Annotated in this window: 16 protein-coding genes; 12 read left to right on the forward strand and 4 right to left on the reverse strand. The window is 50.0% G+C overall.

All coding sequences use genetic code 11. The features are described from left to right. Positions 1–48 precede the first annotated feature (48 nt). Positions 49–1,206: a D-alanyl-D-alanine-carboxypeptidase/endopeptidase AmpH gene (gene ampH, locus AACS05_RS04630; protein WP_045440403.1), complete on the reverse strand. Its 1,158-nt coding sequence runs from the start codon at positions 1,204–1,206 to the stop codon at positions 49–51. A gap of 375 nt (positions 1,207–1,581) precedes the next feature. Between ampH and sbmA the strand changes: the two genes are divergently transcribed. After that, the gene (gene sbmA / locus AACS05_RS04635; RefSeq protein ID WP_045440405.1) at positions 1,582–2,802 is read left to right on the forward strand and encodes a peptide antibiotic transporter SbmA; all 1,221 of its coding nucleotides are present in this window, start codon (positions 1,582–1,584) and stop codon (positions 2,800–2,802) included. Positions 2,803–2,815: 13 nt separating this feature from the next. Further along, complete coding sequence (locus AACS05_RS04640) at positions 2,816–3,919, forward strand: DUF1615 domain-containing protein (protein ID WP_045440409.1); 1,104 nt, start codon at positions 2,816–2,818, stop codon at positions 3,917–3,919. On the opposite strand, the gene AACS05_RS04645 is transcribed toward AACS05_RS04640, so the two are convergent. Then, positions 3,904–4,227 (reverse strand): DUF2755 family protein, encoded by a 324-nt coding sequence (locus AACS05_RS04645; RefSeq protein ID WP_045440411.1) that lies wholly within the window; start codon positions 4,225–4,227, stop codon positions 3,904–3,906. The two genes, AACS05_RS04640 and AACS05_RS04645, sit on opposite strands and share 16 nt — an antisense overlap. Positions 4,228–4,488: 261 nt before the next feature. Between AACS05_RS04645 and AACS05_RS04650 the strand changes: the two genes are divergently transcribed. Then, positions 4,489–4,707 (forward strand): DUF2754 family protein, encoded by a 219-nt coding sequence (locus AACS05_RS04650; protein WP_045440413.1) that lies wholly within the window; start codon positions 4,489–4,491, stop codon positions 4,705–4,707. A gap of 154 nt (positions 4,708–4,861) precedes the next feature. Here the strand turns inward: AACS05_RS04650 and ddlA are convergent, their stop codons facing one another. Further along, positions 4,862–5,956, reverse strand: a complete 1,095-nt coding sequence (gene ddlA / locus AACS05_RS04655; protein WP_045449470.1) for a D-alanine--D-alanine ligase — start codon at positions 5,954–5,956, stop codon at positions 4,862–4,864. 300 nt (positions 5,957–6,256) lie between these two features. On the opposite strand from ddlA, the gene AACS05_RS04660 reads away from it, so the two are divergent. From AACS05_RS04660 to adrA, 5 genes are all read left to right on the forward strand, one after another. Continuing rightward, positions 6,257–7,453 carry a multidrug efflux MFS transporter gene (locus AACS05_RS04660; RefSeq protein WP_045449472.1) on the forward strand — a complete coding sequence of 399 codons (1,197 nt, stop codon included), beginning with the start codon at positions 6,257–6,259 and terminating at the stop codon, positions 7,451–7,453. A 210-nt stretch (positions 7,454–7,663) separates the two neighbouring features. After that, positions 7,664–7,906 carry a sigma-S stabilization anti-adapter protein IraP gene (locus tag AACS05_RS04665; protein WP_045440415.1) on the forward strand — a complete coding sequence of 81 codons (243 nt, stop codon included), beginning with the start codon at positions 7,664–7,666 and terminating at the stop codon, positions 7,904–7,906. A 106-nt stretch (positions 7,907–8,012) separates the two neighbouring features. Then, positions 8,013–9,428 (forward strand): alkaline phosphatase, encoded by a 1,416-nt coding sequence (phoA, locus tag AACS05_RS04670; protein ID WP_045440418.1) that lies wholly within the window; start codon positions 8,013–8,015, stop codon positions 9,426–9,428. A gap of 130 nt (positions 9,429–9,558) precedes the next feature. Beyond that, the gene (gene psiF / locus AACS05_RS04675; protein WP_045440421.1) at positions 9,559–9,879 is read left to right on the forward strand and encodes a phosphate starvation-inducible protein PsiF; all 321 of its coding nucleotides are present in this window, start codon (positions 9,559–9,561) and stop codon (positions 9,877–9,879) included. A 91-nt stretch (positions 9,880–9,970) separates the two neighbouring features. Continuing rightward, positions 9,971–11,086: a diguanylate cyclase AdrA gene (gene adrA, locus AACS05_RS04680; RefSeq protein WP_144243049.1), complete on the forward strand. Its 1,116-nt coding sequence runs from the start codon at positions 9,971–9,973 to the stop codon at positions 11,084–11,086. Positions 11,087–11,101: 15 nt separating this feature from the next. Here the strand turns inward: adrA and proC are convergent, their stop codons facing one another. Beyond that, positions 11,102–11,911: a pyrroline-5-carboxylate reductase gene (gene proC, locus AACS05_RS04685; RefSeq protein WP_045440423.1), complete on the reverse strand. Its 810-nt coding sequence runs from the start codon at positions 11,909–11,911 to the stop codon at positions 11,102–11,104. Between the two features lie 148 nt (positions 11,912–12,059). On the opposite strand from proC, the gene AACS05_RS04690 reads away from it, so the two are divergent. The 4 genes from AACS05_RS04690 to AACS05_RS04705 all read left to right on the forward strand — a co-directional run bounded on the left by AACS05_RS04690 (position 12,060) and on the right by AACS05_RS04705 (position 14,388). After that, positions 12,060–12,515: a YaiI/YqxD family protein gene (locus tag AACS05_RS04690; RefSeq protein WP_045440426.1), complete on the forward strand. Its 456-nt coding sequence runs from the start codon at positions 12,060–12,062 to the stop codon at positions 12,513–12,515. 185 nt (positions 12,516–12,700) lie between these two features. Then, on the forward strand, positions 12,701–13,246 hold the full coding sequence (aroL, locus tag AACS05_RS04695) for a shikimate kinase AroL (protein WP_045440429.1): 546 nt from the start codon (positions 12,701–12,703) through the stop codon (positions 13,244–13,246). A gap of 26 nt (positions 13,247–13,272) precedes the next feature. Next, positions 13,273–13,464, forward strand: coding sequence for a protein YaiA (gene yaiA, locus AACS05_RS04700; protein WP_045440432.1), 192 nt, complete (start codon positions 13,273–13,275; stop codon positions 13,462–13,464). A 246-nt stretch (positions 13,465–13,710) separates the two neighbouring features. After that, positions 13,711–14,388 (forward strand): AroM family protein, encoded by a 678-nt coding sequence (locus AACS05_RS04705; protein WP_045440434.1) that lies wholly within the window; start codon positions 13,711–13,713, stop codon positions 14,386–14,388. Positions 14,389–14,402 lie beyond the last annotated feature (14 nt).

Consider the following 14,402-nt stretch of genomic DNA (forward strand, 5'->3'; position numbering starts at 1 on the left):
AATCAGGCAAACGGGTCCGCATCAACCGTTTGCCTTTTGAGCAGTCAATCAGGACGCGGGAATGACCAGCGGCTTATTACCGCTTAATTCTGTGACCAGATTATTGATACCGTCACTCATATTGGTAAATCGGGTCAGCGGAGAACGGGTGACCACGACAAAAGCGCCGACATTTTTCTGCGGGATCATCGCCATGTAAGTAATGAATCCACCGCCGCCGCCGGTTTTCTGAATAATCCCCGGACGACCATTTTTCGGTGCCATATACACCCAACCCAAACCAAGCGCATCGGCTTTGCCTGGTACATCCATTCCGATCACTTTGGTTAGCTGTGTACGCTGATAAATCAGTGTCTGCATCCGGTCAGCCTGCTGGCTACGATGATAGAAGTCAGATGAGAGATACTGTTGCATCCAGCGCATCATATCACCAGGTGTAGAATAGACGCCGCCGCTGCCCATCGCCGCCAGCGTATTGTTACACGGGCTGGCCCCTTTTTCCGCGACCATCAGACGTTTGCACTGATCGGGTGAGGGGGTGAAAGTGGTGTCTTTCATCCCGAGCGGTCGGGTGATTTTCTCTTCAAAGAGTTGCGGATAAGGCTTACCGGACGCCGCTGCCAGCGCATCGGCCAGCAGGTCGAATGCCAGGTTTGAATACGAAGCCTGCGATCCTGGTGCGGCTTTCAGCGTCGCGGTAGAAAGGTAGCTCCAGCGCTGTTCGCGCGTAGGCCAGACAAATACCGGACGCTTTGCTGCACCGCCAGGCTGTTCGCGCGGCAGGGCGCTGGTATGCGTTGCCAGATTCACCAGGGTGATTGGCGTTCCCTGATATGTGGGGACGCGTGCGCCGGGAGGTGCATATTTACTCAACGGATCGTTGAGTTTTACCGTGCCTTGATCGAGTAATTTAACCAGCATTTCACTGGTCATCAATTTAGTAATCGAGGCGATTCGAATCACGGAATCCAGTTGCGGGTGAACATTATTGCCGGGGCGCGTTTCACCAAAGCTGCGAAATACGCGCTGATTACCATCAATCACCACGAGTGCCATCCCCGTAGCCCCACTGCCGTAGAAAATATGATCGGCGTAGCGATCAACGATGTCGGAGGCGAAGACCGGATCGGTTATAGGCTGTGCCGCCTGGACAGATGTCAATGACGCCGCACACAGCGCGGCAGAAAAAAGCAGACTACGTTTCAACGGTGGTGTCCATGAGTTAGAGGAAGTAAAAGGTGACGTGCGTATGCGTATTTATACTACTGAACGGCATATTGCAAAGCGCTAATACGCCAATGATAGTGTGAAAAACGTAACGATGAGTAAACGTGAGCTTTTCCCTGATAGTGGATGTTCGCTTTTGTGATCTTACGCTGTGATAATCTGAATATGCTGGAACGCAGTGTTAGGTGAAAACCACAGAAACAATTCTTCAGAACCGGGTAGCGAACTAAGTTCGCTGATTCTGGTCACAATGGTCGGTTTTAGCTTGTGTTTTTGGGCGTTAGCCGTCTTGCCACCGTCTGTGGCAAATGCACAGCAGTCGTCATAACGATAAGAAGTTAGCAGGAGAGCACTATGTTTAAGTCTTTTTTCCCAAAGCCGGGGCCGTTCTTTATTTCGGCATTTATTTGGGCACTGGTTGCCGTTGTATTTTGGCAGGCAGGTGGGGGAGCCTGGGTGGCGCGCATTACTGGCGCATCGGGGGACGTACCGATTAGCGCAGCGCGATTCTGGTCGCTGGATTATCTGATTTTTTATGCTTACTACATTTTGTGCGTCGGCCTGTTCGCGCTGTTCTGGTTTATCTACAGTCCACATCGCTGGCAGTACTGGTCCATACTCGGCACGTCGTTGATTATCTTTGTGACCTGGTTTCTGGTTGAAGTCGGGGTCGCCGTTAACGCCTGGTATGCGCCATTTTATGACCTGATTCAAACTGCACTCAGCGCTCCCCATAAGGTGAAAATTGAGCAGTTCTATCATGAAGTGGGGATCTTTCTTGGTATTGCGCTGATTGCCGTCGTCATTGGCGTGATGAACAATTTCTTCGTCAGCCATTATGTTTTCCGCTGGCGTACCGCAATGAACGAACATTATATGGCGCACTGGCAGCATCTGCGTCATATCGAAGGTGCCGCGCAGCGTGTGCAGGAAGACACTATGCGTTTTGCCTCGACGCTGGAAGATATGGGCGTCAGTTTTATCAACGCCATCATGACGCTGATTGCCTTCTTGCCGGTACTGGTTACGCTTTCTGCGCATGTCCCTGATTTGCCAATAGTCGGACATGTGCCTTATGGTCTGGTGATTGCTGCGATTGTCTGGTCGCTGATGGGAACCGGGATGCTGGCGGTAGTGGGGATAAAACTTCCGGGTCTGGAGTTTAAAAACCAACGTGTGGAAGCGGCTTATCGTAAAGAACTGGTGTACGGTGAAGACGATGCCAACCGCGCGACGCCACCTACCGTTCGCGAACTGTTTCACGCGGTGCGTCAGAACTATTTCCGCCTCTATTTTCACTATATGTACTTCAATATCGCCCGCATTCTTTACCTGCAGGTTGATAACGTTTTCGGGTTGTTCCTGCTGTTTCCATCGATTGTTGCCGGTACGATTACGCTCGGTCTGATGACGCAAATTACCAACGTGTTTGGACAGGTGCGAGGATCGTTCCAGTATCTGATTAACTCCTGGACGACGTTAGTCGAACTGATGTCTATCTATAAGCGTCTGCGCAGCTTTGAACGTGAGCTGGATGGCCAGGAAATTCAGGTAGTTACCAATACACTTAGTTAACAAAGGAGATGTTATGTCGACGGTTTCCCGTCTTTACCCCTGGTCTTGTCTGGCTGTACTGGTGTTGATGGGGTGTAGTAGCCAACCCTCGCAGCCGTTAAAAAAAGGGGAGAAAGCCGTCGATGTGGCGAGCGTCGTGCGCCAGAAAATGCCGTCCAGTGTGAAGGACAGAGACGCCTGGGCGCAGGATCTGGCGAAGACGTTTGAAAGCCAGAAGCTGGCGCCGACGGTCGAGAACGTCTGTTCGGTGCTGGCAGTGGCGCAGCAGGAGTCCAACTATCAGGCCGATCCGGTCGTTCCTGGCTTAAGTAAAATTGCCTGGAAAGAGATCGACCGTCGTGCTGAGCGTATGCATATTCCGGTGTTTCTGGTTCATACCGCACTGAAGATTAATTCCCCGACAGGAAAAAGCTACAGTGAGCGCCTGGATTCAGTGAAGACGGAAAAGCAGCTTAGCGCCATCTTTGATGATTTTATCAATATGGTGCCGATGGGACAGACGCTGTTTGGTTCACTAAATCCGGTTCATACCGGCGGTCCGATGCAGGTCAGCATTGCGTTTGCGGAACAGCACACGACGGGATACCCATGGAAAATGGCAGGAACAGTGCGTCAGGAAGTGTTCAGTCGCCGTGGTGGGCTGTGGTTCGGAACTTATCATTTGCTGAACTATCCGGCGAACTATAGTGCACCTGTCTTCCGTTTCGCTGACTTTAATGCGGGCTGGTACGCCAGCCGGAATGCCGCTTTCCAGAACGCTGTCAGTAAAGCCAGCGGTGTGAAGCTGGAACTGGATGGTGACTTGATTCGCTACGACAGCAAAGATCCAGGTAAAACGGAGCTGGCAGTACGTAAACTGGTTGGGAAGCTGAATATGAGTGAGAGCGATATTCGGCGTCAACTGCAAAAGGGCGACAGCCTTGCTTTTGAAGAGACCGCGCTTTATGAGAAGGTCTATAAGCTGGCTGAAGCGAAGGTGGGCAAAGCATTACCCCGTGAAATGCTGCCGGGTATTCAACTGGAAAGTCCGAAGATCACCCGTAACCTGACCACTGCGTGGTTTGCTAAACGGGTGGACGAGCGCCGGGCGAAATGTATGGCTCAGTCTGCTTTATGATGGCGTTGGCGCCAGCGCATAAAGCCAGCGACGATGCCAAGGATCAAGCCTCCGGCCAGGAAGGGGATCACGCCAAAAATCGTACCGACGCCAAAACCGATTTCGATTCGTGGACGTCCGGTTTCCTGCATTTGTAGCTGCATCAGTTGCTCGTAAATTCCGGGTGCGTGAGCTAACAGATTTAAAATCTGTGCTCCCACCCAGAAACAGAACAGTACAAACACGGCATACGCAATATTGCCGGTCAGGGAGGAGGTATCCCGATACTTGCCCTTAAAAAGGGTTTTAGAGAGCGTAAAATCAGCCATAAAGACCTCCGGAAATAACCTGCTTCTTTCGACGTAATGCCAACAACTGACAGTGAGTCTGACAGGTGATCGCCATTGTCAATATCAGAATGATGGTAATTTCAGCCAGGGATTATTCCTGGATTTAAGTTTTTTGCAGATGGTCACAAATCTTTAACCTTAAGTGAAATTTTGTGACATTTAAGAAATTCCGCATACGCAACAGACGTCTCTGGGAAAATGTGCGAGGATGCGCCTAATGTGTGTTTCTCCGGAGCTGCTATGAACCTGCCTGCTAAAATTCGCCGTGACTGGCACTACTATGCGTTCGCCATTGGGCTTATCTTTATTCTGAATGGTGTGGTGGGATTACTGGGTTTTGAAGCTAAGGGATGGCAAACCTATGCGGTAGGGCTGGTCACATGGGTGATCAGTTTTTGGCTCGCCGGACTCATTATTCGCCGTCGTGTGGAAGCTGATGATGTGAAAGATACCCAATAACGTTTTGTTATACCCCTCATACTTCAAGTTGCAGGAGTGTTGACTTTCCTGGCTCACCCCAGTCACTTACTGATGTAAGCTCCTGGGGATTCACGGCGTGGCCGCCTTTCTGTAACCCGAAATATTTAGGGTATATCAGGCATTCTGGTCAGTTTTACATACTGGTTTTCAACGCACTATCCGCAGCGTGGCGTTCCAGCGCCAGTTCGATCAGACGGGTGATCAAATCGGTATAGCCTAAACCGCTCGCCTGCCACAGTTTTGGATACATACTGATATTGGTAAAGCCTGGCAGCGTGTTGATCTCATTGATCACCACGTCGTTTTCATCAGTCAGGAATACATCCACCCGGGCCATGCCGGCGCAGCCCAGCGTCTGGTATGCCTGAATCGCAATCTCGCGGATCTTATCGTTAATTTCTGGCGCAATCACCGCAGGAACGACAACTTTTGCCCCGTTGTCGTCAATGTATTTGGTGTCGTAAGCGTAAAAATCACTGTTCAGAACGATCTCGCCACAGGTGCTGGCCTGGGGGTGATCGTTCCCCAGTACCGCGCATTCGATCTCGCGGCCTTTGATCCCTTGTTCCACAACCACCTTATGATCGAACTCAAATGCCAGCGCGACGGCCTGGTTGTACTGTGCTTCGCTGGTGACTTTGCTAACGCCAACGGATGACCCCTGATTGGCAGGTTTCACGAACAGTGGGAGACCCAGGCGTGATTCAACCTCGGCAAAGCTGATGGTGTGGCGGTTTGCGCGGGTGAGCGTAATAAATGGTGCGATGTTTAACCCGGCATCACGCAGCAGACGTTTGGTCACGTCTTTATCCATACAGGCTGCGGAACCAAGCACATCGGAGCCGACGAACGGTAAGTTCGCTACGCGTAGCATGCCTTGCAGAGAACCATCTTCTCCCAGCGTACCGTGAACGATTGGAAAAATAACATCCACCGTTGGCAGCGGCTGACCATTCTGCGCGTCGATCAGTTGATGCTCTTGTTTACCCGGTACCTGAGCGAGGCTGGTTAGTGAAGGACGCAACGCAATATGAGCCGGATCGTCTGCATTAAGCAGATAATTACCGGCATCGCTGACGTGCCATTGCCCTTGTTTATCAATACCTAACAACACAACATCAAAGCGAGTCTTGTCGATGGCATCGACAATATTTTTAGCCGATTGCAATGACACTTCATGTTCTGCTGACTTACCACCAAATACGATTCCTACCCGCAACTTTGCCATCTTAAAAACCCATTCCATGAATGCAAAGCACATACATTACCACGACAAAACGCAGGATTCCTCGGCTTCTGGCAGAATGTTTTCGTGAAGTACAGGGGAACAAATTTGTTTAAACACGAGTGCGCTGGTTAAAGCATAATCACCTGTATAAAGTGTGGATTTGATGTGATGGATATCACAATTATGATGAGCGGGGAGATAAAATACTAAACTGTGATACATCGCACCGCTGAACCTCCGTCTGGATACGTAATTTGTTAAGCTGCTCGCAGTTTTCAGCTGCTTATCGTTATGAGTCTTATGGAATCCTGGAGAGTTAACCTTATTTCCGTTTGGTTCGGGTGCTTTTTTACCGGACTGGCGATCAGTCAAATCCTGCCTTTTTTACCGCTCTATATCTCCCAGCTTGGGGTGACCTCGCATGAAGCGCTGTCGATGTGGTCCGGCTTAACGTTTAGTGTCACTTTTCTTATTTCTGCCATTGTTGCACCGATGTGGGGTAGCTTAGCCGATCGCAAAGGGCGCAAATTAATGCTATTGCGCGCTTCGTTAGGGATGGCCATCGCGATTTTACTGCAGGCATTTGCGACTAACGTCTGGCAGCTTTTCCTGCTCCGTGGCGTGATGGGGTTAACATCGGGATATATCCCCAATGCGATGGCGCTGGTCGCGTCACAGGTACCGCGTGAACGCAGCGGTTGGGCGCTGAGTACGCTCTCTACGGCGCAAATTAGCGGTGTTATTGGCGGGCCGCTGATGGGTGGGTTTATTGCCGATCATATCGGCTTACGGGCGGTATTTTGTATTACTGCGGCGCTGCTGGTAGTAAGTTTTCTGGTCACATTGTTTTTAATTAAAGAGGGCGTGCGTCCGACGATTAAAAAAAGTGAACGTTTAAGCGGCAAGGCGGTTTTCGCCTCACTGCCTTATCCGGCGTTGGTGATTAGCCTGTTTTTTACCACTATGGTTATTCAGCTGTGTAACGGCTCAATAGGTCCCATCCTGGCACTGTTTATCAAATCTATGGTGCCAGACAGCACAAACATTGCTTTTCTCAGCGGCTTAATTGCTTCGGTACCTGGCGTATCGGCGCTGATATCGGCGCCCCGACTTGGAAAACTGGGCGATCGAATTGGCACGGAGCGAATTCTTATGGCGACGTTAATCTTCGCCGTGGTGCTCTTTTTCGCCATGTCCTGGGTTACTACGCCATTGCAGTTGGGAATATTGCGTTTCCTGCTTGGTTTTGCCGATGGCGCGATGCTACCTGCTGTGCAGACGTTGCTGGTCAAATATTCCAGCGATCAGATTACCGGTCGCATCTTTGGGTATAATCAGTCGTTTATGTATCTGGGTAACGTCGCAGGGCCATTAATGGGCGCAACGGTATCTGCAATGGCGGGTTTCCGCTGGGTTTTTATCGCGACCGCATGTATTGTACTTATTAATATCTGGCAACTGGCCATCGCGTTACGACGCCGGCGTCTTGCGCACTAAGCTCACGTAGGTATTGTATATCTGTGTGATTATTCATCCCCTTACTCTTTAATATTGAATAGTTCTGGAGTAAGGGGCATTGCACATTATTTTGTGTTGTGATTGTTTTCGCAAAACGTCTTATTATTTATAAAAATACAACTTTTATCCCCTAGGCAGTCGTGAGCCATAATGCTAACGTGACCCATATTTTGTAAAGGGAATACGAAAATGAAAAATCTCGTCACCGAGTTACTACTTAAGCTTGCCCAAAAAGAAGAAGAGTCGCAGGAGCTGGCTGCCCAGGTAGAAACGTTAGAGTGGGTTATCATGGAGATGCTAAGCAATATGGCGAAAAATGATCAGCAAATATTGATTCGTCAAATTGAGGGGGCGCTGGCGGGCGTAAGCCGTATGCCGGCATTTTTGACAACTCTGCATAATCCGGGTGAAAGCCTACCAAAAACGTATTGAGCGATCTCCAGAAATTCACTACTCCCTGACATCATAAAAGTGTCACATCAAATACTTATAGTCACTTTGTTTTAATTTTACTGTATTTATACATGGAGAAAATAAAGTGAAACAAAGTGCACTCGCTATTGCCCTGTTACCATTACTGTTTACCCCGGTTATTTATGCTGAATCATCTGCTGTACCGGTTATGGATAATCGTGCCGCCCAGGGGGATATCACCACGCCAGGTGGGGCGCGCCGATTAACCTCTGATCAAACGGCGGCTCTGCGTGATTCACTGATTGATAAACCTGCCCGGAATATTATTTTATTGATCGGTGATGGCATGGGGGATTCAGAAATTACAGCAGCTCGCAATTATGCCGAAGGCGCAGGTGGATTTTTTAAAGGTATTGATGCATTACCTCTGACCGGGCAATACACACATTACGCGTTGGATAAAAAAACGGGTAAACCTGATTATGTAACGGATTCTGCGGCGTCAGCAACGGCGTGGACGACCGGCGTTAAAACCTACAATGGTGCGTTGGGTGTTGATATTCACGAAAAAAATCACACCACGATTCTGGAAATGGCGAAAGCCGCAGGTCTGGCGACAGGCAACGTTTCTACTGCTGAGTTGCAGGATGCGACTCCGGCTGCCCTGGTGGCGCATGTGACCTCACGTAAATGCTACGGTCCGAGTGTAACCGCTGAAAAATGCCCGACCAATGCGCTGGAAAAAGGTGGTAAAGGGTCGATCACGGAACAATTATTGAACGCCCGCGCCGATGTTACGCTTGGCGGTGGGGCAAAAACCTTTGCAGAGACCGCGGCAGCAGGTGACTGGCAGGGGAAAACGCTGCGTGAACAGGCACAGGCGCGTGGATATCAGTTGGTGAGCGATGCCGCAACGCTTGCAGCAATCACTGAAGCCAATCAGGATAAACCGTTGTTGGGTCTGTTCTCCGAGGGCAACATGCCGGTACGCTGGGAAGGTCCGAAAGCGTCATATCACGGCAACATTGATCAACCCGTCGTGACTTGTGCGCCGAACCCAAAGCGTAACGATACCGTGCCCACGCTGGCACAGATGACGGATAAAGCGATTGAGCTGTTGAGCAAAAATGAGAAAGGCTTCTTCCTGCAAGTTGAAGGGGCGTCAATCGATAAGCAGGATCACGCCGCTAACCCATGTGGGCAGATTGGAGAAACGGTCGATCTGGATGAGGCGGTGCAGCGTGCGCTTGCATTTGCGAAGAAAGATGGCAACACCCTGGTTGTAGTTACCGCCGATCACGCCCATTCCAGCCAGATTGTTGCGCCGGATACGAAGGCTCCGGGTTTAACCCAGGCACTGAACACCAAAGATGGCGCGGTAATGGTTATCAGCTACGGTAACTCCGAGGAAGAATCCCAGGAGCATACCGGCAGCCAGTTGCGTATTGCGGCCTATGGACCACATGCTGCGAATGTTGTCGGTCTGACCGACCAAACCGATCTGTTCTACACCATGAAAGCCGCATTAGGGCTTAAATAAGCAGACATCCGGCGGCAATACTTTTGCTGTCGGGTGGTTTTTTTGTGTTTAGCAGCCAGACTTATACCTACATGCTGTCGTTCAGAATAGGGCGGCGTTTAGAGTTGCATGCTTATAAAAGGATGGTGCTATGAAAATAACATTACTGGTTACGTTGCTATTTGGTCTGATTTTCTTAACTACCGTCGGTGCTGCCGAGAAGACATTAACCCCGCAACAACAGCGTATGACCACCTGCAACCAGCAAGCGACGGCGCAAACCTTAAAAGGGGATGCCCGTAAGACGTACATGAGTGATTGCCTGAAAAACAGTAAATCTGCTCCAGAGGAAAAGAGCCTGACGCCACAGCAGCAGAAAATGCGTGAGTGCAATGTCCAGGCGACAGAGCAGTCTCTGAAAGGCGATGATCGTAATAAGTTTATGAGTGCCTGTCTGAAAAAAGCTGCGTAATACATACGGGTGAGCAGAGAAAATCGCTCACCCGAAATATCATACTTTCACCGCCAGACCCCTTCCTATAATTTGGGAAATTTGTTTCAGAATATTCCCAAATACGATGAATGATGAAAATTTCTATCAAAAAAAGGTCGTACAGAATGAAGCGTTATTATCACTTCATCGAAATGACCATCAGCGCTCCGGACTGCGATTTGCCCGACGGATCAGGCTGCCGCGTGCGGTAGGGCTGGGGGGAATGTTTTTCCCCATTGCTTCTGTATTAGTTTCACAGCCGATTACCGGCGGCTGGTGGCTGTTATTGGTGGGATGGGCCTTTGTCTGGCCACACCTGGCGTGGCAGTTGGCGAGCAAAGCAGAAGATCCTCAACATGGTGAATTCACTAATTTAAAAGCGGATGCGATCCTGGCGGGTATGTGGATGGGGATTATGGGGGTTAACCTGCTGCCATCCACGGCACTGCTGATGATTATCTGCATCAACCTGATGGGCGCAGGTGGTGTGCGATTATTCATCGCGGGTGCCGTGTTGTTGGTGGTTTCATGCCTTGTCACGTTGCAGTTAACGGCTATCTCCGTTGCTTTTAGCAGTACACAATTGAGCGTATTGCTATCTTTGCCGGTGCTGGTTATTTATCCGTTGCTGTTTGCCTGGGTCAGCTATCAAACGGTAATAAAGCTGGCGGAGCATAAACGTCGGTTGCAGGTGATGAGTACGCGGGATGGTATGACCGGGGTGTATAACCGACGCCATTGGGAATTTTTACTGCGCAATGAATTTGATAATTGTCGTCGCTATCAGCGTGATGCCACGTTACTGATTATTGATATCGACCACTTCAAGAGCATCAATGATACCTGGGGACATGACGTCGGGGATGAGGCTATCGTCGCTCTGACTCGTCAATTGCAGATGACATTACGCGGCAGTGATGTCATAGGGCGTTTTGGCGGTGATGAGTTTGCTGTCATTATGTGCGGAACGCCGGCAGCCAACGCTATTGCAGCAATGTCGCGGGTCCACGAACGGCTCAGCCAGTTACGCTTATCATGCGCTCCGCAGGTTGCCCTGCGGATTAGCGTGGGTGTGGCGCCCCTGACCGCAGAGACTGAACATTATCGAGAATGGTTAAAATCGGCGGATATGGCGTTATACAAAGCAAAGAATTCCGGACGTAACCGCACTGAAGCGGCGGCCTGACGTCCGGTTATCCACTCAGGATTTGCTGAGTTTCTCCGATTGTTCCATACACTTAACCATCGCTTCAATCACCGAAGAACGGAAGCCGCGTTCTTCCAGGACACGGACAGCTTCAATGGTGGTTCCACCAGGCGAACACACCATATCCTTCAGCTCACCAGGATGTTTACCCGTTTCGAGGACCATTTTGGCCGATCCCATCACCGCCTGTGCCGCGAATTTATACGCCTGTGCGCGCGGCATGCCACCCTGAACAGCTGCATCCGCCATTGCTTCGATAAACATAAAAACATATGCCGGTGCTGAACCGCTGACCCCAACGACTGGGTGAATCATTGATTCTGCGATGACTTCCGCTTCACCAAAGCAGCGGAAAATATTCAACACGTCAGCGGTATCTTCTGGTGTAACCAACGCGTTTGGTGTCACAGATGTCATACCGGCATTAACCAGTGACGGAGTGTTTGGCATTGCGCGAATAATTTTGCGGTCATGACCCAATGCACGGGCGAGCTGATCGAGGGTGACGCCAGCCGCAATAGATACGACCAGTGAATCTTTGCTCAGGCTGGAGGTAATTTCACTCAGCACTTTAATCATGATGCCTGGTTTCACGGCCCCAAAAACAATGTCGGCAATTTGCGCGACTTCCTGCGCAGATTGTGCTGCATTAATGCCGTACTGGTCGTGCAGGGCGGCGACTTTTTCGGGGGAAGGGGTATAGACCCAGATTTGTCCGGGGAGAACCTGGCCGCTGGCGATCAGGCCGCCAAGAATCGCTTTGCCCATGTTACCGCAGCCGATAAACCCAATTTTCTTGTCCATTGTGTCACTCCCTATACGTGATATTCGTTGTTTTACCTGGGAAAGGTAAGCTTAGCGCGGAATGAATGTGTTCAGAAGGAGAAACAGCACTTTGCTGGAAAGTAAAAGCACGAGACAATGCGCGATTGCACATGAGTCGGGAGGTGATATGACAATATGGGTGGATGCGGATGCGTGTCCTAATGTGATTAAAGAAATATTATACCGTGCTTCTGAACGTATGCAGATGCCGCTGATTCTGGTGGCAAATCAGAGTTTGCGCGTCCCGCCTTCGCGTTTAATCCGTACCTTACGTGTTCCTGCCGGGTTTGACGTCGCAGATAATGAGATTGTGCGCCAGTGTAATGTGGGCGATTTAGTGATCACGGCGGATATCCCGTTGGCTTCTGAGGTTATTGAAAAAGGTGCGGCTGCACTAAACCCACGCGGAGAACGTTATACCGAAGCGACAATCCGTGAACGCCTGACGATGCGTGATTTTATGGATACCCTGCGTGCCAGTGGGATCCAGACCGGCGGGCCTGATAGTCTTTCACCACGCGATCGCCAGCATTTTGCAGCTGAACTTGATAAATGGTGGTTGGAAGTTCAGCGCAGAAAATAGTGGCTGTAATTTATTTTTTACACTTTCATCATGGTGAATTCTTGTTATAGTAGGGCTTAATTAATTTAATTGCCCTAAGTGGAATGTATTGTTTACACTTTGGTGATGTACTAGTTTGATGGTATGATTATAACTTTAACAGCATCAGATCCCGCTCGCTTGCGGTTCTCTGGGGAATTTCTGTGATGACGCAACCTCTTTTTCTTGTTGGCCCCCGGGGGTGTGGTAAGACGACAACCGGAATGGCGCTCGCCAAGGCTATCGATTTCCAATTTGTTGATACCGATCGCTGGTTGCAATCTCATGTACAAATGACCGTGGCGGAAATTGTCGAAAGAGAGGGATGGGAGGGGTTTCGCGCCCAGGAGACGGCTGCTCTGGAAGCCGTTACCGCACCTTTAACCGTTGTTGCGACCGGCGGCGGTATCATTCTCACCGAATACAACCGGCACTACATGCGCAATAGTGGTGTAGTCATTTATTTAAGCGCACCCGTATCAGTACTGGTTAACCGCCTGGAGGCCGCGCCGGAAGAAGGGTTACGCCCGACCTTAACCGGTAAACCATTAACTGAAGAAGTGCAGGAAGTGCTGGAGCAGCGCGATGTCCTGTATCGGGAAGCGGCGCACTACATTGTTGATGCAACAAATAAACCTTCTCAGGTTGTTGCCGATATTCTTGGGCTACTGTCGCAGCCGGCGTCACGGTTACAGGGTGGTGTCTATACTTAAAGCTCATCCACTCAAAAGGAAGAGATATGCCGACAAAACCACCTTACCCGCGCAAAGCTACCATTGTGACAGTTGAGAAAGGGACGCCTGGCCAGACGGTAACCTGGTATCAACTTCGCGCCGATCATCCTAAACCCGATTCATTGATCAGTGAACATCCTTCCGCGCAAGAGGCCATGGACGCCAAAAAGCGCTATGAGGATCCCGATAAAACCTGACGCCAGGCGTTGCTGGTAAAGAAATCAGAGTACCCTCTGCTCGTATCGGTATCACATTTTTCGCACGTCGTCATACACAGCGAAAATTGAAAATTAAACGATAACAACATAATACTGGAATGATTAGGAATCTTTACATTATGCCTTGCTTATCTGCTGCTACGCTTTTGAGCATTTGTAGCGCAGGTAGGTGTCCGGCATTTGCCTGGGAATTCATGACGCAGTAAGAAGACGGTGGAGTAACAAATGAGTACGTCGCTGGCTATCCTCACGATTGGTGTTGTCCCGATGAGTGAGGTATTACCGCTCCTGACGGAATATATTGATGAGCAACACATCACGCACCATAGTCTGCTGGGGCAGATGCAGAGGGAAGATGTGATGCTCGAATATGCCGTATCGCCAGGTGATGATTTGTTATTAACGTTGCTCAGCGACCATCGGCTTGCTCATGTCTCGCGCCAGAAAGTTGAGCGCGATCTCCAAAGCATTGTTGAAGTGCTGGATAACCAGGGTTTTGACGTCATCTTATTGATGAGTACCGCTTCAATTGCCCGCCTGACGGCACACAATAGCATCCTGCTTGAGCCCCTACGTATTATCCCCCCTCTGGTGGCATCGATTGTGGATGGGCATCAGGTCGGGGTGATTGTGCCTGTCACTGAGTTGCTTGAGGCCCAGGTGAGTAAATGGCAGGTATTACAGACCCCGCCAGTTTATGCCGTGGCAAATCCTCTTGATGGATCCACACAACAACTGATCGATGCGGGGAAAGATCTCATTGAGCAAGGAGCTGATGTGATCATGCTGGATTGTTTAGGGTTTAATCAGCGACATCGTGATTTACTGCAAAAATCGCTGGATGTTCCGGTGCTTTTGTCTAATGTCCTGATTGCGCGGTTGGCTTCAGAACTGCTCGCTTAATTTTGCGTGACAGG

Source organism: Citrobacter sp. S-77 (genome assembly GCF_963864895.1).
GTDB classification, from domain to species: domain Bacteria; phylum Pseudomonadota; class Gammaproteobacteria; order Enterobacterales; family Enterobacteriaceae; genus Citrobacter; species Citrobacter murliniae.

Coding starts and splice junctions, on each gene's coding strand:
- AACS05_RS04640 (WP_045440409.1), top strand. CDS start 2,816: ATGTCGACGGTTTCCCGTCTTTACCCCTGGTCTTGTCTGGCTGTACTG.
- AACS05_RS04665 (WP_045440415.1), top strand. CDS start 7,664: ATGAAAAATCTCGTCACCGAGTTACTACTTAAGCTTGCCCAAAAAGAA.
- AACS05_RS04660 (WP_045449472.1), top strand. CDS start 6,257: ATGGAATCCTGGAGAGTTAACCTTATTTCCGTTTGGTTCGGGTGCTTT.
- ddlA (WP_045449470.1), bottom strand. CDS start 5,956: ATGGCAAAGTTGCGGGTAGGAATCGTATTTGGTGGTAAGTCAGCAGAA.
- proC (WP_045440423.1), bottom strand. CDS start 11,911: ATGGACAAGAAAATTGGGTTTATCGGCTGCGGTAACATGGGCAAAGCG.
- aroL (WP_045440429.1), top strand. CDS start 12,701: ATGACGCAACCTCTTTTTCTTGTTGGCCCCCGGGGGTGTGGTAAGACG.
- psiF (WP_045440421.1), top strand. CDS start 9,559: ATGAAAATAACATTACTGGTTACGTTGCTATTTGGTCTGATTTTCTTA.
- AACS05_RS04645 (WP_045440411.1), bottom strand. CDS start 4,227: ATGGCTGATTTTACGCTCTCTAAAACCCTTTTTAAGGGCAAGTATCGG.
- AACS05_RS04705 (WP_045440434.1), top strand. CDS start 13,711: ATGAGTACGTCGCTGGCTATCCTCACGATTGGTGTTGTCCCGATGAGT.
- AACS05_RS04690 (WP_045440426.1), top strand. CDS start 12,060: ATGACAATATGGGTGGATGCGGATGCGTGTCCTAATGTGATTAAAGAA.
- sbmA (WP_045440405.1), top strand. CDS start 1,582: ATGTTTAAGTCTTTTTTCCCAAAGCCGGGGCCGTTCTTTATTTCGGCA.
- yaiA (WP_045440432.1), top strand. CDS start 13,273: ATGCCGACAAAACCACCTTACCCGCGCAAAGCTACCATTGTGACAGTT.
- AACS05_RS04650 (WP_045440413.1), top strand. CDS start 4,489: ATGAACCTGCCTGCTAAAATTCGCCGTGACTGGCACTACTATGCGTTC.